This is a genomic window from Neisseria mucosa (genome assembly GCF_013267835.1).
GTDB lineage: Bacteria > Pseudomonadota > Gammaproteobacteria > Burkholderiales > Neisseriaceae > Neisseria.
This window is the reverse complement of the sequence record NZ_CP053939.1, coordinates 2,103,720-2,124,355: the sequence shown is the minus strand read 5'-3', so window position 1 is coordinate 2,124,355 and position 20,636 is coordinate 2,103,720. Positions and strand designations below refer to the sequence as shown.

16 protein-coding genes are annotated in these 20,636 nt (G+C 47.8%); 12 read left to right on the top strand and 4 right to left on the bottom strand.

Features of this window, described 5'->3' with window-relative positions; translation table 11 throughout:
* Positions 1-196: 196 nt before the first annotated feature.
* Positions 197-3,568: a PilC family type IV pilus tip adhesin gene (pilC, locus tag FOC66_RS10175; RefSeq protein ID WP_003748327.1), complete on the bottom strand. Its 3,372-nt coding sequence runs from the start codon at positions 3,566-3,568 to the stop codon at positions 197-199.
* Between the two features lie 483 nt (positions 3,569-4,051).
* Here pilC and carA point away from each other — a divergent pair, with 483 nt between their 5' ends.
* Positions 4,052-5,182 (top strand): glutamine-hydrolyzing carbamoyl-phosphate synthase small subunit, encoded by a 1,131-nt coding sequence (carA, locus tag FOC66_RS10170; RefSeq protein WP_003748325.1) that lies wholly within the window; start codon positions 4,052-4,054, stop codon positions 5,180-5,182.
* 92 nt (positions 5,183-5,274) lie between these two features.
* A complete protein-coding gene (locus tag FOC66_RS10165) occupies positions 5,275-5,532 on the top strand; it encodes a SemiSWEET family transporter (protein WP_003748323.1) in 258 nt (85 codons plus the stop codon).
* Between the two features lie 68 nt (positions 5,533-5,600).
* Here FOC66_RS10165 and FOC66_RS10160 read toward each other — a convergent pair whose 3' ends face one another.
* Positions 5,601-5,771: a hypothetical protein gene (locus FOC66_RS10160; RefSeq protein WP_161800351.1), complete on the bottom strand. Its 171-nt coding sequence runs from the start codon at positions 5,769-5,771 to the stop codon at positions 5,601-5,603.
* A gap of 121 nt (positions 5,772-5,892) precedes the next feature.
* Between FOC66_RS10160 and FOC66_RS10155 the strand changes: the two genes are divergently transcribed.
* The 10 genes from FOC66_RS10155 to ispH all read left to right on the top strand — a co-directional run bounded on the left by FOC66_RS10155 (position 5,893) and on the right by ispH (position 17,752).
* Positions 5,893-6,798 (top strand): hypothetical protein, encoded by a 906-nt coding sequence (locus tag FOC66_RS10155; RefSeq protein ID WP_003748321.1) that lies wholly within the window; start codon positions 5,893-5,895, stop codon positions 6,796-6,798.
* A gap of 28 nt (positions 6,799-6,826) precedes the next feature.
* Positions 6,827-10,042 (top strand): carbamoyl-phosphate synthase large subunit, encoded by a 3,216-nt coding sequence (gene carB / locus FOC66_RS10150; protein ID WP_003748319.1) that lies wholly within the window; start codon positions 6,827-6,829, stop codon positions 10,040-10,042.
* 403 nt (positions 10,043-10,445) lie between these two features.
* Positions 10,446-12,125 carry a type IV-A pilus assembly ATPase PilB gene (gene pilB / locus FOC66_RS10145; protein ID WP_003748316.1) on the top strand — a complete coding sequence of 560 codons (1,680 nt, stop codon included), beginning with the start codon at positions 10,446-10,448 and terminating at the stop codon, positions 12,123-12,125.
* 79 nt (positions 12,126-12,204) lie between these two features.
* The gene (locus FOC66_RS10140) at positions 12,205-13,446 is read left to right on the top strand and encodes a type II secretion system F family protein (protein WP_003748314.1); all 1,242 of its coding nucleotides are present in this window, start codon (positions 12,205-12,207) and stop codon (positions 13,444-13,446) included.
* Between the two features lies 1 nt (position 13,447).
* Positions 13,448-14,335, top strand: coding sequence for a prepilin peptidase (locus FOC66_RS10135; RefSeq protein ID WP_003748312.1), 888 nt, complete (start codon positions 13,448-13,450; stop codon positions 14,333-14,335).
* On the top strand, positions 14,335-14,955 hold the full coding sequence (gene coaE / locus FOC66_RS10130) for a dephospho-CoA kinase (RefSeq protein WP_003748310.1): 621 nt from the start codon (positions 14,335-14,337) through the stop codon (positions 14,953-14,955). Before FOC66_RS10135 ends, coaE begins: the two co-directional genes overlap by 1 nt.
* Positions 14,952-15,134: a DNA gyrase inhibitor YacG gene (yacG, locus tag FOC66_RS10125; RefSeq protein WP_003682475.1), complete on the top strand. Its 183-nt coding sequence runs from the start codon at positions 14,952-14,954 to the stop codon at positions 15,132-15,134. The genes coaE and yacG overlap by 4 nt, the downstream gene beginning before the upstream one ends.
* An 81-nt stretch (positions 15,135-15,215) precedes the next feature.
* Positions 15,216-16,115 (top strand): glycine--tRNA ligase subunit alpha, encoded by a 900-nt coding sequence (gene glyQ, locus FOC66_RS10120; RefSeq protein WP_003685919.1) that lies wholly within the window; start codon positions 15,216-15,218, stop codon positions 16,113-16,115.
* 148 nt (positions 16,116-16,263) lie between these two features.
* The gene (lspA, locus tag FOC66_RS10115; protein ID WP_003748308.1) at positions 16,264-16,770 is read left to right on the top strand and encodes a signal peptidase II; all 507 of its coding nucleotides are present in this window, start codon (positions 16,264-16,266) and stop codon (positions 16,768-16,770) included.
* Positions 16,771-16,783: 13 nt separating this feature from the next.
* Complete coding sequence (ispH, locus tag FOC66_RS10110; protein WP_003748306.1) at positions 16,784-17,752, top strand: 4-hydroxy-3-methylbut-2-enyl diphosphate reductase; 969 nt, start codon at positions 16,784-16,786, stop codon at positions 17,750-17,752.
* A gap of 120 nt (positions 17,753-17,872) precedes the next feature.
* Here the strand turns inward: ispH and ftsZ are convergent, their stop codons facing one another.
* A complete protein-coding gene (ftsZ, locus tag FOC66_RS10105; protein WP_003748303.1) occupies positions 17,873-19,072 on the bottom strand; it encodes a cell division protein FtsZ in 1,200 nt (399 codons plus the stop codon).
* 252 nt (positions 19,073-19,324) lie between these two features.
* Complete coding sequence (gene ftsA, locus FOC66_RS10100; protein ID WP_003682483.1) at positions 19,325-20,578, bottom strand: cell division protein FtsA; 1,254 nt, start codon at positions 20,576-20,578, stop codon at positions 19,325-19,327.
* Positions 20,579-20,636: the final 58 nt, after the last annotated feature.

Below are 20,636 nucleotides of genomic sequence, written 5' to 3'. Positions count from 1 at the left end.
TTCAATAATAGAAAACAGAAAAAAGAAACGACTAAAACCTACCGTTTGGGCTTATCCAGGCTTTTAATTTAATCAAACCGTTTTACCCACAAACAAGGTTTTCTATTTTTCTTAATCCAACATCTCTCAATTATTATCACTCAACAAAAAGGCCGTCTGAAACATTCAGACGGCCTCAATACTCAAGCCTTACCGATTAAAAGAACAATTCACGCCAGCTGATGCGTTTGAGTCCGCATTTCCGGCCTTCTACTTTCAGACTGTGCATCTTATCAGAGTTGGTCAACAGACTGCGCTCGGCTTGGGTTGCAAAACATTTATTGTTTGGCACGCTCGGCGTAGCGTTCAACTCTTTATCCGTACCCGTGCCGCCGCTATCGCCATCGGCGGTTACCGGAGAATCATCGGCCTTAGAGCCATTCAGATAAGTAAAGTTGACCACACCGTCAAACACCATACCGCTGGCGTAATAGACTTGGCCGTTGTTTTCACGTTTGATGAATTGGCGGTTTTTATCGGAAATACGCGCATCACGCAAACCCAAACGGCCGCCGTTTTCAGCATTGACGCCCAGAATAACCGTTTTTGCAGTCGTTTGTGTGGACGTACTGTCAGGCAAACAAACATCAGCACTGGAAGAATTTGTATGTATGACTTCCTGCTTGTATTTGCGAATAGTTACCACCGCTGTACGCAAAATCATCGTCGGTTTGACAGTTACCCGCTCACCCGAACCCAACGCCAGCTTCCAACCTTTTTGATCTTCGCTGACCTTATTGTTGGTAACAGAAATATATTCACCATCCGCTTGAACAGTTTGGCTGGTCAGCTCATCGCTTTTAGCCAAGACAGCTTCTTTGGACGTATCATCATAGATGCCGTAAACCGCATTGTTCTGTGTCGCTACATCCAGCTCGCTATGATAAATCTCGCTACCCGTACCAAAAATGACGACATACTTATCTTTACTGCGGCGCGATACCGCAGGCGCAGACGTAATCGGTTGATTACCCGAACCTTGGAAAATCATCTGCGCAGACCATTCAGACGGCGTCTCACCTCTCAAGTCGAAGCGGAACATATTGCCGTAACGGTCGCCGGCATAGGCAATATCGACAACACCGTCAAAATCGGTATCTACCAAAGTAGGGGTAGAGAGGCCGCCTTTGCCATTCGGCGCAGGAATTTTAACCAAGAGCTTACCGGCATCAGAAACATTGCTTCCCGTACCTTTCGTCCCAGCCTCTTTACCTGTCATATCATAGACATATAAAGCCGTTTCATTATCGGCACTGTTCACATCTTCAGTACGATAGCCGCTGGCCAAGAAGCCTGCATAACGCACGTCAGATTCCAGATTAACCGGGGTAGCATTGCGTTTAATGGAAACACGGCCGATTTGTGTCGAACCAATGGTGTAACCCAGCTTATTGCCAGAGCCTTTTTCTGTTTCAAACAAAGGTACAGTCGTATTCCAACCACTACGGTCACTGTTTGCCACTGCACCGATATTCAACGCATACGCACCGCGTCCACCCTGACCCATCGCACCAAACATAAAGGTTTGCTTATCAGGCGTTTGGCGGAGAACAAAACCACCATTGACCATATAGCGGTGCGGCGTGCTGGAGCCGTAGCCATCGCGAGCGACATCCTTCAGAACCTTGCCCAAAGTTGTCGCTTGACCTTGATCGTCCTCACGCTCCATGCCTGCCGGAATATAGCTGAGTTTCAAGTCATAAGGATTGCTAGGCGTACCATTACGGAAAATATGTACCATGCCGTCATTGGCAGCGGCGACCAAAAACTCTTGACGGTTGTCGCGCTTATCGCCAACAGCAGCAACCGAACCGTCTAAAATATCGCCTAAATTGCGCTCATCTTTACTTGAATCAGCAGAATCTGTCGGACGAATTCGATAAGACTGGCTATAACCTTTTGTCTCCGCATCCGCTTTGATGGTTTCATCACTACCTGCTCGGCCAGTCCATTTCAGCAATGCATTTTTCCATTCCAACTTATCTTTTGCACTGCCGTCTGAAATGCCGAAATCGGCATTTGAAGCCTCATTGTCTGCAACTCTATCGATGAAATAGGTCTTGCTGCCGTCATTAACTAAAGTAAGGCGGTTATTAAATGATGGCTGAACAAACTCTGTCGTATTGATAGGCGTGCCATCACGGTTCAATTTATAAAACCGCAATTGACTGCTCCAAGAGCCGGTATTCAAATGAACCGTTGCCGCCATATTGGGAATACCTGTACTGGTCGTTGCAGGCGCAGTTGAAGATGTCCCTTCAAATTTTGTTATTTTGCTGTCATTTTCAATATTATCGACGATGGTTTTAAAGGCTTCAAGCAAATCTTCTTTTTTCGCAGCATTAAAATACCAGTCTGGACGGCTTGCACCCTTTTCTAGATATTCTCGTCCGACCTCAGAGATCCCCTCACCAAAGCCCACAGTAAAAGTCTGTACCAATTGTTTGCTGTAATCTACGCCTTTGGGATCGCTTGGATCACCATCCCAGCTCTTACCGGCATCATCTAAGCCGTCTTTTGCTGTTTTGATGTCTTTTTCTGCCAAAGTCCGGCTAAAGAAACGCAGACCGCGTTTTTCATCTTTATAGTTTCTATCCCAATAAGGAACAATGATTTCGCCGGCAGCTACCCATATATCTCTCTTATAAAAAGGACTATACTCACGCGCATATTTGCTAGATTGACATAACAATTTTCTTTCGTTCTCAGGTAAGAATGACTCATATTGATAAATTGGAAAATCAAAATATCCTTTGAATCCATGCCTATCGTCAAATAATTTACCTGGCCCATATGCATCATCAATAGTCTTTACTTCAGACGGCCCAAAATATTGGTATGCAAATGTATTTGCACTACGTTCAATACGATGGTAATAGTTTGAATAGTAATAATCCCGATCATAGTTGAAGTTAGTATTACGAGATAAGCGAGGATCTTCGCCTGGAACCTGGTTACTACAACTCATATTGGCATCACCGTCCGACATCACAATCACATAAGACTTCTGACAACGGTATTTGATATTGGGCATCACAAAGTTTTTGACTACTTCATAGTAGCGGCGTGTGATTGGCGTAGCATGACCGGGGTCGATACCATCTACCCTCCTTTGAACATCCTTCCAATCATCGGTAAAGCCCTCCTCATCTGGAGTATCAGTACGACCATTGTTATGCAGGGTTTGCAAACCCCACTGGAATCGTTGTTTTTCGCCATACTCTTTCAATACCGATTTTAGAGCCTCCTTAGTAATCGTTATTCTTTTATCAGCCCATATCGATGTTTCCTTACCTTGCACATTCCATTGCATACTGCCCGAGTCATCAATCAAAAACATAATATTGTGTTTGACTTTGGGTTGGCCGTTGATGGAGGTTTCGTTTTGCAGGTAAAACGGAATTTTGGCAAATTGCTGCGTATTTGCCTGAACGGAAAAGCTGATAAGCGCTAAAGCGGAAGCGACGCTTGCATGAATAAGGCGATGGCGGCCTGATGGAGCGTTTTGCATAATGTGTTCTTTTTTCATCGGATAATCTCAGCTAGAAATGACATTGTTTTTATTTTTTATAAGGCTACGATTTTAGCATAAACAGCCTGTTCCATGTTTGATTCGGCTGAATTTCCCTATGCCTGCATTTCAAACACAACAAAAATGAAACAATCTGCCTGATCAGTTTTCAGACGGCCCGACTGGATATTTAGTTCAACCTTACTCATCAAGCATTCCAAAAGCAAGGGACTGTACCGTAAAGATAAAACGTTTTTTAAATTATCGATTATTTGCTCTACGCTTGAAATTCCTATTACTTTGACTTAAAATACACTGCTTCTACGGCATAGACCGCTATGTCTGAAAAAGCACGTTACACAGCAAAATCAAAGCTGCGGAGCGTGTTTTTTTTTAGCCGAGATTTCCGAAGGCTGTCTTTTTTGTAAACAATTTTTATTTTTCAGACGGCCCGACCCATTTTTTTCGAACCGACCATCATCAGGCAAACAGGATTCCATCATGACCACTCCGGCTCTTCTCGTTCTCGCTGACGGCAGCGTATTTCACGGCACATCAATCGGTTACGAAGGTTCGACTTCCGGCGAAGTCGTGTTCAACACTTCCATGACCGGCTATCAAGAAATCCTGACCGACCCTTCCTACTGCAAACAAATCGTTACCCTCACCTACCCCCACATCGGCAATACCGGCACCAACGCCGAAGACGAAGAAAGCCGCAGCGTTTATGCCGCAGGCTTGATTATCCGCGACCTACCGCTCTTGCACAGCAACTTCCGCGCCTCCGAAAGCCTGCACGACTATTTGGTACGCAACAAAACCGTCGCCATCGCCGACATCGACACCCGCCGCCTGACCACCCTGTTGCGCGAAAAAGGCTCGCAAGGCGGTGCAATCTTGACCGGTGCAGATGCCACCGTTGAAAAAGCACAAGAACTGATTGCCGCATTCGGCAGCATGGTCGGCAAAGACTTGGCCAAAGAAGTTTCCTGCACAGAAACTTACGAATGGACCGAAGGCGAATGGGAATTGGGCAAAGGTTTCGTTACCCCTGCCGAACAGCCTTACCACGTCGTCGCCTACGATTTCGGCGTCAAAACCAACATCCTGCGCATGCTTGCCTCACGCGGCTGCCGCCTGACCGTCGTTCCGGCTCAAACCAGCGCGGAAGATGTCTTGGCACTCAATCCTGACGGCGTATTCCTGTCCAACGGCCCCGGCGACCCCGAGCCTTGCGACTACGCCATCAAAGCCGTACAAAAACTGATGGAAAGCGGCAAACCGATTTTCGGCATTTGCTTGGGACACCAGCTGATCAGCCTCGCCATTGGCGCGAAAACCCTGAAAATGCGCTTCAGCCACCACGGCGCCAACCACCCGGTACAAGATTTGGACAGCGGCAAAGTCGTCATTACCAGCCAAAACCACGGCTTCGCCGTCGATGCAGACACCCTGCCCGCCAACGCACGCATTACCCACAAATCCTTGTTTGACAACACCTTGCAAGGCATCGAACTGACCGACAAACCCGTGTTCTGCTTCCAAGGCCACCCGGAAGCCAGCCCCGGCCCGCAGGATGTCGGCTATCTGTTCGACAAATTCATTGACAATATGAAAGCGGCGAAGCAATAAAGCGAATTTTTCAGACGGCCGTCAAATCCGGCAGGCCGTCTGAAAATCAAGCAGTTCAAAACCCTGTAACTCAAGTCAGAAAGGAAACTCCCATGACTGAAAAACAAATGCGCATCCTCTCCGTAGTCGCCACCCTGGCCGCCGTCGGTATGTACGTTTCTTATATCCCGCAAATCCAAAACAACCTTGCCGGCAACCCCGGCTCGCCGTTGCAACCCCTCGTCGCCGCCATCAACTGCACATTATGGTTTGCCTACGGCTTTTTGAAAGAAAAACGCGACTACCCCATCATACTGGCAAACGCCCCCGGTATCATTTTGGGTTTGATTACGTTTGTCACTAGTTTTTAAGGAAGTTTTCAGACGGCCTGTGCAACATAAAAACGCAAAAGGTCGTCTGAAAAAGAATGCCCGAAATATCAACAGCAGGAATTTTTCAGGCGGCCTTTATCGCAAGGCATATGGAACAAACGCCGCGAGCGTTTTTTCAGACGACCTTTGAACCCGTCGATAGGGTGTGTGCCGCAAGGTACGCACGCGGTGGGTTGAGGTTGCAGGGAAAATGGAGAACGCGTGCGTGCGTACCGCACACACCCTACATGCGGGCTATGGCTTACTCTCAAGAAGAGTCAACTAATTTTCAGATAACTTTTAAAGCAATAAAAGATCATTCAACTCTATATATACATTACTGCATCTTAAAGACTTATCATGATTACTTTAAAAAAAGATAGAAACTTAGTTTACATAAAAAACTGGTCTGACTTAGAAGAAATGGCTGGTTTTAGAAGAGAGATAAATCCAGAAGAAACCAAATTAAAAGAAATTATAGGTCAGTATAGTGGAGAACATGGAAAAGTTATATGTGGATTGAAAAATTGCCACACCCAACATCAAAATGGTTACATTGTAGTATCTACTGATGGACATATTACAAATATTGGAAAAGATTGTGGTGAAAAATATTTTGGGGTTGATTTTAAAACTATGTCATCGAAATTAACTCAAGATATCAAAGACTACACTAATCGAGAAGAATTACATACCTTCAATTTAAACAACTTAAATGAATGGTGTGAGACACGACTTAAAATTGCAAAAAATATTAATCGATATATTAGTCAATTAAGAGATGGCAAAGAAATTCCGGAAACTGTTCGAAAAAAAATTTCAAAAATGTCTAGAGATAGGACTTATCAAATAACAATTGAAAGAGAACTGACAGAAAAAGAAAAAGCTATCTACGAAAATATAGGTAGGACCGGAATTAAATATATCGAAGAAAATATAGCTACAGTTTCTGGTATAGAAGCAATGTATGATCAGAATAATTTAAAACTTCTAATTACTGATACACTAAAAAAATTTATAGAAAATTTCCCAATAGATAAAATTGATTTATTATCATCCAAAGACTTAGCATATTGGGCAAAGGAAGTAAAAGAAATTCCAAATTTAAAAAATAAAATAGATACCGCCATTAAATTTTGCGTTAATTTCCTAACCTTTGAGAATTTATTGCCATTTGAAAAAATTATTGAGAAACAGGAGGAAGTTGCAGAATGGCATAACTTTCTCAATTCATTGAAAACATTACCTTCAGTTAAAATAGATTAACTTTAGACTTAATCCAACAGGAAACATCATGCCTAAACGTACCGACCTAAAATCCATCCTTATCATCGGCGCCGGCCCTATCGTTATCGGTCAGGCCTGCGAATTTGACTATTCGGGCGCACAGGCCTGCAAAGCCTTGCGTGAAGAAGGCTATAAAGTCATTCTGGTGAATTCCAACCCCGCCACCATCATGACCGACCCTGAAATGGCGGATGTTACCTACATCGAGCCGATTATGTGGCAGACGGTGGAGAAGATTATCGCCAAAGAGCGTCCTGATGCGATTCTGCCCACGATGGGCGGTCAGACTGCGCTGAACTGTGCGCTGGATTTGGCGCGCAACGGCGTGTTGGCGAAATACAATGTTGAATTAATCGGTGCAACCGAAGACGCGATTGACAAGGCGGAAGACCGCGGCCGCTTTAAAGAAGCGATGGAAAAAATCGGTTTGTCTTGCCCGAAATCTTTTGTCTGCCACACCATGAACGAGGCTTTGGCAGCGCAAGAACAGGTCGGCTTCCCTACTCTGATTCGCCCTTCTTTCACCATGGGCGGTTCGGGCGGCGGCATTGCCTACAACAAAGACGAGTTTTTGGCGATTTGCGAACGCGGTTTTGATGCATCGCCTACTCATGAGTTGCTGATTGAGCAATCCGTTCTCGGCTGGAAAGAGTACGAAATGGAAGTTGTACGCGATAAAAACGACAACTGCATCATCATTTGCTCGATTGAAAACTTCGACCCGATGGGCGTGCATACCGGCGACTCCATCACTGTTGCACCTGCACAAACATTGACCGACAAAGAATACCAAATCATGCGTAATGCTTCGTTGGCAGTATTGCGCGAAATCGGCGTGGATACCGGCGGCTCAAACGTTCAGTTTGCAGTAAACCCTGAAAACGGCGAGATGATTGTCATTGAGATGAACCCGCGCGTAAGCCGTTCTTCCGCGTTGGCATCTAAAGCAACCGGCTTCCCGATTGCGAAGGTGGCGGCGAAACTGGCTGTCGGTTTTACGCTGGACGAGTTGCGCAACGACATTACCGGCGGCCGCACCCCAGCTTCGTTCGAGCCTTCTATCGACTATGTCGTGACCAAAATCCCGCGTTTTGCGTTTGAAAAATTCCCCGCTGCAGACGACCGCCTGACCACGCAGATGAAATCGGTGGGCGAAGTAATGGCGATGGGCCGTACCATTCAAGAAAGCTTCCAAAAAGCCCTGCGCGGTTTGGAAACCGGCTTGTGCGGCTTCAACCCTCGCAGCGAAGACAAAGCGGAAATCCGCCGCGAACTGGCCAACCCTGGCCCTGAACGTATGCTGTTTGTGGCAGACGCGTTCCGCGCGGGCTTCACGCTGGAAGAAATCCACGAAATCTGTGCCATCGACCCTTGGTTCTTGGCGCAAATCGAAGACTTGGTAAAAGAAGAAAAATCGGTTTCAGACGGCCAGTTGCAAGACTTAGATTACGCCGCTTTACGCCGTCTGAAACGCAAAGGCTTCTCTGACAAACGTTTGGCACAATTGTTGAACGTAAGCGAAAAAGAAGTCCGCGAACACCGCTACGCGCTGAACTTGCATCCTGTCTATAAACGCGTCGATACCTGCGCCGCCGAGTTTGCCACCGAAACCGCCTACCTCTACTCCACTTACGAAGAAGAATGCGAATCCCGTCCTTCCGACCGTAAAAAAGTGATGATCCTCGGCGGTGGTCCAAACCGTATCGGCCAAGGTATCGAATTTGACTACTGCTGCGTTCATGCCGCACTCGCCCTGCGCGAATCCGGTTTTGAAACCATCATGGTCAACTGTAACCCGGAAACCGTATCCACCGACTTCGACACCAGCGACCGCCTGTACTTCGAGCCGCTGACCTTGGAAGACGTATTGGAAATCGTCCGCACCGAAAACCCATGGGGCGTGATTGTGCATTACGGCGGCCAAACCCCGCTCAAACTCGCCAACGCATTAGTTGAAAACGGCGTGAACATCATCGGCACGTCCGCCGACAGCATCGACGCCGCCGAAGACCGCGAACGCTTCCAAAAAGTGTTGAACGACTTAGGCCTGCGTCAACCGCCTAACCGCATCGCCCACAACGAAGAAGAAGCCCTCGTTAAAGCCGAAGAAATCGGTTATCCGTTGGTTGTCCGTCCTTCTTACGTACTCGGTGGCCGAGCCATGCAGATTGTTCACTCTGCCGAAGAGTTGCAAAAATACATGCGCGAAGCCGTACAAGTTTCCGAAGACAGCCCCGTATTGCTCGACTTCTTCTTGAACAACGCCATCGAAGTGGACGTAGACTGCGTTTCAGACGGCCAAGACGTCGTGATCGGCGGCATCATGCAACACGTCGAACAAGCAGGTATCCACTCCGGCGACTCCGGCTGTTCATTGCCTCCATACTCTTTGAGCGAAGAGATTCAAGACGAAATCCGCCGCCAAACCAAAGCCATGGCATACGCACTGGGCGTGGTCGGCTTGATGAACGTACAGTTTGCCGTACAAGACGGCGTGGTCTTCGTACTGGAAGTAAACCCACGCGCCAGCCGTACCGTACCGTTCGTATCCAAAGCCACCGGCGTACCGCTCGCCAAAGTCGGCGCACGCGTGATGGCAGGCATTTCGCTGAAAGAGCAAGGCGTAGAAAAAGAAGTCATCCCGGACTTCTACGCCGTTAAAGAAGCCGTGTTCCCATTCATCAAATTTCCGGGTGTGGACACCATTCTCGGCCCTGAAATGCGTTCTACCGGCGAAGTCATGGGCGTAGGCGCAAGCTTCGGCGAAGCCTACTTCAAAGCCCAACTCGGCGCAGGCGAACGCTTGAGCACAACCGGCAAAATCTTCCTTGCCGTACGCGACGAAGACAAACCGCTCATCGTCAAAACCGCACAAAACTTCCAAGCACTCGGCTACGGTGTCTGCGCCACACGCGGTACCGCCGAATACTTGAAAGAACACGGCATCATCGTACAAGCGGTCAACAAAGTGCAGGAAGGCCGCCCACACATCGTGGACGCCATTAAAAACGGCGAAATCGCACTGGTGGTCAACACCGTCGGCAGCACAGTGCAATCTGTTACCGACAGCCACAGCATCCGCCGCACCTCCCTCACCCAACGCGTACCGCAATACACCACCATCGCCGGCGGCGAAGCTATGAGCGAAGGCGCAAAAAGCCGCGAACACTTGGGCGTGTACAGCGTACAGGAGTTGCATGGCCGTCTGAAAAACAAAGCCTAATCAATCCTATCGGATTTAAATAGCTAAAAGGCCGTCTGAAACCTGATTGCTCAGTTTCAGACGGCCTTTTCATATTTCGAATTCCAACCGTCTATCCATCAAAACAACCTTTTCTGCCGTCTCCCGACAAGCGATAGCAACATGAAATATAATTTCGTTATTGATTGGATTCATATGACAAAATTGTTGTTTTTTCATCATCATCCCAAAATATTGAGTTTAACGCCTATTCTCCTTGCTTTATAATGGCCGTCTGAAAGAAAAATACAATTAAAGCAGAAGCATGTCTTTGCAACTTAAGCAGATTTGCATAATTAAATATATGCTTTAATCATAATAATGATAAAATAATACGGCTTTCCTCTAAATTAAAGGGAAAACTGCACAAGAAACGGAAAATAAAATGAGTGTCGGATTATTGCGTGTTTTGGTTCAAAGCCAGACCATCTCAAATCAACAAGCGGAACATTACAACAGCCTTTTACAATCGGGCAAAGAAATCCTGCCCGACTTGTTTTCAGACGGCATCATCACCCCTAAAGCCTTGGGCGAATTGGTTGCGCGCGTATTCAGCTATCCCCTTTTGGATTTACACTACTATCCGCGCAATAATGTAGTCAGCGACATCCTGACGGAAGAGCAAATGGTGCAAAACCGTTGCGTTCCGATTTTCAAACGCGGACGCAAGGTTTATTTCGCCGTATCCGATCCGACTCAAATCCAAAACTTCCAAAAAATCGCTTTTTCTTCAGGTTTAAGTGTTGATTTGGTAGTGGTTCCCGATGACCAACTCAGCTCCTTACTGGAATGGTTGGGTCAGCGTTCGACCACCATTCTGAAAGAAATCAACGAAGAACATGAAGCAACGCAGCAATCTCAGTCGCTTTATATCGATAATGAAGAGGCTGAAGACGGCCCTATCCCCCGCTTCATCCACAAAACCTTATCCGATGCCCTAAACGCAGGTGCATCAGATATCCACTTTGAATTCTACGAACAAATGGCGCGCGTCCGTTTCCGCGTGGACGGACAGTTGCGCGAAGTCGTACAGCCGCCTGTCGCCGTGCGCGGTCAGTTGGCATCGCGCATCAAAGTGATGGCGCGTTTGGATATTTCTGAAAAACGTATTCCGCAAGACGGCAGAATTCAAATTGCCTTCCACAAACACGGCCGTCCGATTGACTTCCGTGTCAGCACTTTGCCGACGCTGTTTGGCGAAAAAGTAGTGATGCGTATCCTAAATTCCGATGGTACATCGCTCAATATCGACCAGCTCGGTTTAGAGCCTTTCCAAAAAGAAATGCTGCTTGAGGCCATCAACCGCCCTTACGGCATGGTGTTGGTTACCGGCCCAACAGGCTCGGGTAAAACCGTTTCGCTCTATACCTGCCTGAGCATTTTGAACACCGAAGATGTCAACATTTCAACGGCAGAGGATCCGGCCGAGATTAACCTGCCGGGCGTCAACCAAGTCAACGTCAATGAGAAACAAGGCCTGACGTTTGCCACCGCACTCCGATCCTTCTTGCGTCAAGATCCTGATATTATTATGGTCGGTGAGATCCGCGACTTGGAAACCGCCGACATCGCCATTAAAGCCGCCCAAACCGGCCACATGGTTTTCTCGACCCTGCATACCAATAATGCACCGGCCACGCTGTCCCGCCTTTTGAACATGGGTGTGGCGCCTTTCAACATCGCCAGCTCGGTCAGCCTGATTATGGCGCAAAGGCTGTTGCGCAGGCTGTGTCCAAACTGCAAACGCGAAGTGGAGCGCCCGCCGGTTCCGGCATTGAAAAAAGCCGGCTTTACCGATGCGGACTTGGCTCAAGATTGGAAGCTCTACCGCCCGGTTGGTTGCGACAGCTGCCGCGGCAAAGGCTTTAAAGGCCGCATCGGTATTTATGAAGTCATGCCGGTCAGCGATGAAATGCAAAAAGTCATTATGAACAACGGTACGGAAGTTGATATCATGAACATGGCCTATCAGGAAGGCATGGTAGACCTGCGTCGCGCCGGCCTCATGAAAGTCATGCAGGGCCTGACTTCGTTGGAAGAAGTAACTGCTCATACCAATGACTAAACTGCCATATTTTCGAAAATTACAATAAAGCGGCACGGGGAAACAGTCCGCTTTATTTCTTACTAACAAGGGATAACTCATGGCTCAAGCAGAGCAAAAAAGAAGTCTGTTCGGTTCAAGAAGCAAAGGTAAGCGTTTTACATTTGAAGGAAAAAACATAGAGACCGAACGTCTTGTCCGCGGCGAAGTAGTTGCCAAAGATGAAGAAGAGGCGCGCAAAAAACTCCAGCGCAGAGGCATTCGTCCTTTGCGCATCAGCAAAGTCAAAACCGCACGCAAACGCCGCATTACCCAAGAAGACATTACAGTGTTTACGCGCCAATTGGCAACGATGATGAAGGCAGGCTTGCCGCTGATGCAGGCTTTTGAAATCGTTGCTCGCGGCCACTCCAATCCGAGCATGACCGAAATGCTGATGCAGGTTCGCTCCGATGTCGAACAAGGTAGCGCACTGGGCAAATCGTTCTCCAAATATCCAAAATATTTCGACCGTTTCTATTGCAACCTGGTCAGCGCAGGCGAGTCCGGCGGCGTATTAGAAAGCCTATTGGACAAACTGGCTGTTTATAAAGAAAAAACCCAAGCCATTAAGAAAAAGGTTAAAACCGCGCTGACCTACCCGATTGCCATTATCGTGGTAGCCATCGCGCTTATCTTCATCATGATGATGTTTGTACTGCCTGCCTTTAAAGAAGTTTATGCTAATATGGGTGCAGAGCTGCCAGGCCTTACCCAGCTCGTCATGAACTTGTCCGATTTATTTGTCGACTACGGCTGGATTATGATCATCCTTTTGATTGCTTCCGCCTTCGGCCTGTACAAACTCCATGAGAAATCGCCCACCTTCCAAAAGCGAATCGATGCTTTGATTTTGAGGCTGCCTATCTTCGGAACCATCGTCCGTAAAGCGACCATTGCCCGTTGGGCGCGTACGACTTCTACCCTCTTCGCAGCCGGCGTTCCTTTGGTGGAAGTATTAGATTCAGTTGCAGGCGCATCCGGCAATATTCTCTATGAAGAAGCCACTCAAGACATCCGCGCCAAGGTAACCCAAGGTCTGTCGCTGACATCCAGTATGCAAAGTACTGATATGTTCCCCAACATGGTGATTCAAATGGCGGCCATCGGCGAAGAGTCTGGCTCCTTGGATGATATGCTGAACAAAGCGGCCGAATTCTACGAAGATGAAGTAGACAACTCCGTCTCCCGCTTATCTGCCTTGATGGAACCTATCATTATGGTGGTATTGGGTTCGCTCATCGGTATTTTGCTGATTGCCATGTATCTGCCGTTGTTCAACTTGGGTAATGTCGTAGGTTGATATGCTTGATAGTATTTACTCTGCCATCGACGCCCTCTCCGTTCTTGCGCCATTCGTTATTCCTTTAGCCGTTATTTTGGGATTACTGATTGGTAGCTTTCTGAATGTCGTCATTTATCGCACGCCGATAATGATGGAGCGTGAATGGACACAATTTTCCAAAGAGCATTTGGGCATCGAGCTGGCAGACGAAGAAAAACAGCCATTTAATCTGCGTAAACCGGATTCACGCTGCCCAAAATGCAAAAGTCCGATCAGAGTTTGGCAAAATATACCCATCCTCAGCTATGTTTTCCTAGGTGGGAAATGCCACGCCTGCAAAACCCATATCAGCATACGCTATCCGTTGATTGAGCTGCTGACAGGTGTCTTATTCGGTATTGTCACGTGGCAATACGGCTGGTCATGGGCAACTATTGGCGGATTGATTCTGACTGCTATATTGATTGCGCTGACCTTTATCGATGCCGATACGCAATATTTGCCCGACAGCCTGACTCAGCCCCTAATTTGGATCGGCCTGCTGTTTAATCTGAACGATACATTCGTGCCCCTGCATTCAGCCGTTTGGGGCGCGATTGCAGGCTATATGAGCCTTTATACTTTATGCGCCGTCTATAAACTTCTGACCGGTAAAATCGGCATGGGCAATGGCGATTTCAAACTTTTGGCCGCACTCGGTGCATGGCTGGGCGTAGGAATTTTGCCTGTTCTGATCTTCATGGCTGCCTTAGTCGGGCTGTTAGGCGCACTCATCGCCCGCGTCGGTAAAGGTCAGTATTTTGCTTTTGGTCCCAGCCTTGCTGTAGCAGGATGGATTATTTTGGTTGCCAATGCACCTATTACCCAACTGGTACAATGGTGGCTCGTACAATCAGGATTCCGATAATGACATTATGGATAGGCTTGACCGGCGGTATCGGCAGCGGCAAATCATCTATCGCCCAAATGTTTGCCGAACTTGGCGTACCCATTATCGATGCCGATGCCATCAGCCGCTCACTGACCGCTGAAAACGGCGAAGCGCTTCCAGCCATCCGCCAGCTTTTCGGTGATGAGGTTTTTGACAGCGAAGGCCGTCTGAATCGTACGGCTTTACGGGAAGAAGTTTTCAGACGGCCTCAATCCAAAAAACAACTGGAAAACCTGCTTCTGCCATTAATCTTAAACAAAATCCAACAGCAGAAACAAAAACTTGCTTCCTCTGCCTACGGCATTGTCGATGTCCCGCTTTTAATTGAGAATCCGGCATTTAAAGCGGAGACCGACCGCATTTTAGTTGTAGATGTTCCAGAATCCGTCCAAATCGAACGCGTATATCAACGCAATGGTTTTTCAGAAGAGCAGACGAGCCAAATCATGGCTACCCAAGCTTCCCGATCTGACAGACTACTTCATGCTGACGATGTATTGAACAATACTCATAGCTTGGAAGAAGCAAAAATCAAGGTTTTCCGCCTGCATCAATACTATCAATCCATTGCACAATCACTGAAAGAAACTGCATGACCGCTCCTGTTGTAAAATGTCCGACCTGCCACAAAGAAGTCGTTTGGAACACCGACAGCCCCTACCGCCCTTTCTGCAGCAAACGGTGCAAACTCATTGATTTAGGCGAATGGGCACAAGAAAAATACACCGTTTCTTCAGAAGACGACCCTTTTTCAGACCTATTGGACGGCAAATAACCTACGCCGCTTCCTTCAGCCTATCCAAAACAGGCTCAAAACAGTAAAATACCCTCTTTATTCCAATCTATTCCATCCACCATGCTCACCTTCCAACAAATTATTTTCAAATTACAAAACTACTGGGCAGACAAAGGCTGCACCGTTATCCAACCTTTCGATATGGAAGTCGGTGCCGGTACTTCCCATCCAGCCACTTGTCTGCGCGCCTTAGGCCCGGAGCCTTGGTTTGCCGCTTACGTTCAACCCAGCCGCCGCCCCAAAGACGGCCGCTATGGCGACAACCCCAACCGCCTGCAACACTACTATCAATTCCAAGTTGCGCTCAAACCAGCTCCCGCCAATATTCAAGACCTATATCTCGATTCCCTGCGCGAATTGGGTATCGACCCTAAAGTACACGACATCCGCTTTGTCGAAGACGACTGGGAAAACCCTACTCTCGGCGCTTGGGGCTTGGGTTGGGAAGTTTGGCTCAACGGCATGGAAGTAACCCAATTCACCTACTTCCAACAAGTAGGCGGTATCGACTGCTCCCCCGTACTCGGCGAAATCACCTACGGTATCGAACGCCTCGCCATGTATTTGCAAGGCGTAGAAAACGTGTACGATCTCGTTTGGGCAAAAACCCTTGATGGCAACATCGTGACTTACGGCGACGTTTATCATCAAAACGAAGTCGAACAATCCACCTACAACTTCGAATACAGCGATGCCGATTGGCTCTTGCGCCAATTCAACGACTATGAAGAACAAGCCAAACGCCTGCTTGCAGTTGAAGACACCAGTCTTGCCCTGCCTGCTTACGAGCTTGTACTCAAGGCCGGTCACACTTTCAACCTCTTGGATGCGCGAGGTGCCATTTCCGTTACCGAACGCGCAACCTACATCGGCCGCATTCGTGCACTGAGCCGTATCGTTGCTCAAAAATTCGTTGAAAGCCGCGAGAAACTGGGCTTCCCATTACTTAAAAACCAATAAGCCTGCACATACTTACCACGCCGCCCTTTGATACATTCAAGTGGCGGCGTTTCTATTTTCAGACGGCCTTAACGTCGATACCATCGCAAACACTTCCTGCCTGCTTTCAGGTAAAATAAGCCCTTTATTACATAAACCGTCTGAAAACATGAGTTCATCCTCTTCTGCAAAAACACCCTTTTTCTTACTTTCCCTCGTTGCCATCATTCTTGACCAACTGAGCAAATGGGAAATCTTGAAACACTTTACCGAAGGCGAACGCCTCAATATCATTCCAGGTTTTTTTGACCTGACGCTTGCCTATAATCCAGGCGCGGCATTCAGCTTTTTGGCCGACCAAGGCGGCTGGCAAAAATTCTTCTTTTTAGGTCTGGCCGTCATTATCAGCCTGTATTTGGCCCGTGCCATCTGGCGTGATGAGTTTGGCCGCTGGGGCAAACTGGGGGCGGCCATGATTATCGGCGGCGCAATTGGCAATGTGGTTGACCGTCTGATTCACGGCCACGTTGTCGATTTTCTGCTTTTCTATTGGCAAAACTGGTTCTATCCCGCATTTAACATTGCCGACAGCTTTATCTGCGTTGGCGCGGTTTGCTTGGTATTAGATGGTTTGCTGCACAAAAAAACATCTTCAAACGACACAAGGGCCGTCTGAAAACGGAACACACATGACTCAAAAAACCATTATCCTTGCCAATCCCCGCGGCTTTTGTGCCGGCGTTGACCGCGCCATCAGCATTGTTGAACGTGCACTCGAAGAGTTCGGCGCGCCTATTTACGTCCGCCATGAGGTCGTTCACAACAAATTCGTCGTGGACAATCTGCGGGCAAAAGGTGCCGTATTTGTCGATGACTTGGCGGATGTCCCAAGGGGTGCCACGCTGATTTACTCGGCTCACGGCGTATCAAAAGCCGTACAGGAAGAAGCGGCACAACGCGGTTTCCGCGTTTTTGATGCCACCTGTCCTTTGGTAACCAAAGTCCACAAAGAAGTAGCCCGCCTCGATGCCCAAGATTACGAAATCATTATGATCGGCCACAAAGGCCACGTCGAAGTAGAAGGAACGATGGGACAATTGCCTCCGGGTAAAATGTTTTTGGTTGAGACAGTAGAAGATGTGGCCGGGCTGAATGTCAAAAATCCTGACAAGCTGGCCTACGTCAGCCAAACCACTTTATCGGTAGATGAAACCAAAGACATTATTGCGGCCTTAAATCAACGCTTCCCCAATATCCGCAATCCGCACAAAGAAGACATCTGCTACGCCACAACCAACCGCCAAACTGCCGTTAAAGAATTGGCGGAAGAATGCGATCTCGTGATTGTTGTCGGCTCGCCCAACTCTTCCAACAGCAACCGCTTGCGTGAAGTAGCCGCATTGCGCGGAGTTGATGCCTATATGGTCGATAATGCTTCCTATCTGAAAAAAGAATGGTTTGAAAACAAAACCAAGGTCGGTGTGACTGCCGGCGCATCCGCTCCCGAAGTCTTGGTTCGAGAAGTCTTACAAACCATTCAAGACTGGGGACATGAGACCATACGTGAAGGAGAAGGCGCAGAAGAAAGCATTGTATTTGTCTTACCTAAAGAATTGCGCCGCGAGGGCGAAAACAAGCAAATTCTCAATAAAGGGTAGGCTTGTTATTTGCTTTATTTGAAACTTAAGGCCGTCTGAAAATTTTCAGACGGCCTTGAGTTTATTTTGCCAATAAAAAAGACCTGCCTTAAAGGCAGGTCTTTTCATACCTTATCCTGATTATTTCTCAGGAGTGTGTTGCTGACGGCGCAAGATTGCTGGAATTTCAAAGTCATCCAGTACAGACTGGTTGCTGAAATCAGCCGCAGTCAGATTCATAGAACGGATATTGCGGTTGGTACGAACCAGGCTTTCAGCACTGCTTTGGCTTTGAGCTTGAGGCGCTTCTTCCGCACCGCGTACCAATTGTTGGGTACGGGCAGCAGCGCGCAGTTGGTTGTCAGTACCGTTTTCTTTCAAGCCGGTAGCAATGATGGTAATACGGATAGCGTCTTCGCTCATGCTCTCATCTTCGGCAGCACCAAATTTGCATTCCACTTCAGGGTGTGCATTTTGGTTGACGATACGCATAATCTCGTTGAATTCAGACATTTTCAGGCAACCAGGAGCAGTGGTAATGTTTACCAATACACCGCGTGCGCCATCCAAAGTAACGTTATCCAAGAGCGGGCTGGAGATAGCTTGATCGGTAGCCAAACGGGCACGGTCGATACCTTGCGCGAAACCTGAACCCATCATGGCGATGCCGCGATTGCTCATCACGGTTTTCACGTCGGCGAAGTCCAAGTTGATCATGTCACTCGGGCAAGTCACCACTTCGGAAATACCGGCAACCGCATCACGCAATACATTGTCGGCCGCACGGAAAGCTTCGCGCATGGTTACGTCTTCGCCCAAGGCAGTCATCAATTTATCGTTCGGGATAATAATCAGGGAGTCAACGCGCTCTTTGAGTTGATCCAAACCTGCTTGAGCGATGTGTACGCGTTTGCCTTCGTAAGCAAACGGACGGGTTACAACCGCAACGGTCAGGATACCCATTTCTTTAGCAATTTCAGCCACAACAGGAGCAGAGCCAGTACCTGTACCGCCACCCATACCGGTAGTGATGAACAGCATGTTTGCACCGCGGATGGCATCTTCGATGGCTTCGCGATCTTCTTGGGCTGCGGCTCGGCCGATTTCAGGATTTGCACCGGCGCCCAAACCGCGAGTCAGGTTTGTGCCCAATTGAATGCGTTTAGCCGCATTATTCTTAGCCAATGATTGCGCATCGGTATTGGCACTGATGAACTCAACACCATGAATAGTGTTGGCAACCATGTTGTTGATGGCATTACAGCCGCCGCCACCCAAACCGATAACTTTAATAACAGCAGGGCTTGTTGCTGATTCTGCTACGTCGTAAACAAATTCCATTCAATAATCCTCCGCGCCCCGCTTTATAAGGACGGTTCAAAAATAACTTATTATCCGTATTATATAAGAAGTATTCTGATACTGGCAAAAATCTTCTTATCATCCGACTGTCGGCGTTATATTTTTACTACAATTTTTAACAGAAAATATACAAGTTTTAAATTATTCACTTGGCAATTATTTAAAACCGTTTAATTCTACTTAAATATTCAGGACAAACGGATTCTACACCGCCTGCCCTGAACGCTTTTATCAGAAATTGTCTCTGAAGAATCTTTGGATTTTTTCCCACAGACCCATTTTTTTACCTGAATCATTCAGGGCAATCGCACCGGTTCGGCTGGTTTGCTCACCCTCTTCGGCAGCATAGGCCGTCTGAAGCAGGCCAATTGCTGTTGAATAGCGTGGATTGCGGATACGCTCGGATACGCCGCCCATTTCTTGTGGAACACCGATACGTGCCGGCAAATTAAAGACTTCTTCCGCCAACTCAACAATACCGGTCAACATAGAAGCACCGCCGGTCAAAACGATACCGGAAGTCAGCACTTCTTCAGGGAAGCCGGAACGGCGCAATTCGTTCAGCGTCAATTCCAAAATCTCTTCTACGCGCGGGCCGATGATTTCAGCCAATACGCGGCGTGAAATTTGACGTGATTGACGGTCACCAACACTAGGAACTTCAATCATTTCATCCAAGCCGTCCATAGTCGGAATGGCGGCACCGTAATGGATTTTGATGTACTCGGCTGCACTGTGCGGCGTACGCAGGGCTTGCGCCAAGTCTTTGGTAATCAAATCGCCGGCAACGGGAATAACCGCGGTATGGCGGATGGCGCCATTGGTATAAACCGCGATGTCGGTTGTACCACCACCGATATCGATGACGCACACACCCAAATCTTTTTCGTCTTCAGTCAAAACGGCGTGACCGCTCGCCAAAGGCTGAAGCATGATTTGATCCATTTGCAGGCCGCAGCGTTGGATACATTTTTGGATATTTTGCAAAGCAGTGTTCGCACCAGTAATGATGTGTACACGGGTATCCAAACGCACGCCGCTCATGCCGATAGGCTCTTTCACACCGGGTTGGTTGTCGATGATGTACTCTTGAACCACGGTATGTAAGATATTGTGATCAGGCGGAATATTGATGGCTTTGGCCGTTTCGATGGCACGATCGATGTCGGCTTGCGATACTTCGCCATCTTTAATTTTGACCACGCCTTGTGAATTCAGGCTGCGGATATGGTTACCGGCAATACCGGTAACAACGTGGGAAATTTTGGTATCTGCCATCAACTCGGCATCTTCTACCGCCTGACGAATGGCTTGCGCGGTAGCGTCGATATTGGTCACCATACCTGCACGCAGGCCGCGTGAAGGACTTTGGCCCAAGCCGACAATGTGGATTTCATTATCTTCCCGAATCTCGCCGATTAAGGCGATGACCTTGGACGTACCAATGTCTAAGGCACTGATATATTTATTTTGTTGTTGTTCCATAATTGCTCGTTCGCTATGTTGTCTGACTGACGGTTTGATTATTTTTGAAACAAGATTG

Excerpts from the sequence above, each read along its gene's own strand:
- pilC (WP_003748327.1), bottom strand. The coding sequence starts at position 3,568 with ATGAAAAAAGAACACATTATGCAAAACGCTCCATCAGGCCGCCATCGC.
- carA (WP_003748325.1), top strand. The coding sequence starts at position 4,052 with ATGACCACTCCGGCTCTTCTCGTTCTCGCTGACGGCAGCGTATTTCAC.
- FOC66_RS10165 (WP_003748323.1), top strand. The coding sequence starts at position 5,275 with ATGACTGAAAAACAAATGCGCATCCTCTCCGTAGTCGCCACCCTGGCC.
- FOC66_RS10155 (WP_003748321.1), top strand. The coding sequence starts at position 5,893 with ATGATTACTTTAAAAAAAGATAGAAACTTAGTTTACATAAAAAACTGG.
- carB (WP_003748319.1), top strand. The coding sequence starts at position 6,827 with ATGCCTAAACGTACCGACCTAAAATCCATCCTTATCATCGGCGCCGGC.
- pilB (WP_003748316.1), top strand. The coding sequence starts at position 10,446 with ATGAGTGTCGGATTATTGCGTGTTTTGGTTCAAAGCCAGACCATCTCA.
- FOC66_RS10140 (WP_003748314.1), top strand. The coding sequence starts at position 12,205 with ATGGCTCAAGCAGAGCAAAAAAGAAGTCTGTTCGGTTCAAGAAGCAAA.
- FOC66_RS10135 (WP_003748312.1), top strand. The coding sequence starts at position 13,448 with ATGCTTGATAGTATTTACTCTGCCATCGACGCCCTCTCCGTTCTTGCG.
- coaE (WP_003748310.1), top strand. The coding sequence starts at position 14,335 with ATGACATTATGGATAGGCTTGACCGGCGGTATCGGCAGCGGCAAATCA.
- yacG (WP_003682475.1), top strand. The coding sequence starts at position 14,952 with ATGACCGCTCCTGTTGTAAAATGTCCGACCTGCCACAAAGAAGTCGTT.
- glyQ (WP_003685919.1), top strand. The coding sequence starts at position 15,216 with ATGCTCACCTTCCAACAAATTATTTTCAAATTACAAAACTACTGGGCA.
- lspA (WP_003748308.1), top strand. The coding sequence starts at position 16,264 with ATGAGTTCATCCTCTTCTGCAAAAACACCCTTTTTCTTACTTTCCCTC.
- ispH (WP_003748306.1), top strand. The coding sequence starts at position 16,784 with ATGACTCAAAAAACCATTATCCTTGCCAATCCCCGCGGCTTTTGTGCC.
- ftsZ (WP_003748303.1), bottom strand. The coding sequence starts at position 19,072 with ATGGAATTTGTTTACGACGTAGCAGAATCAGCAACAAGCCCTGCTGTT.
- ftsA (WP_003682483.1), bottom strand. The coding sequence starts at position 20,578 with ATGGAACAACAACAAAATAAATATATCAGTGCCTTAGACATTGGTACG.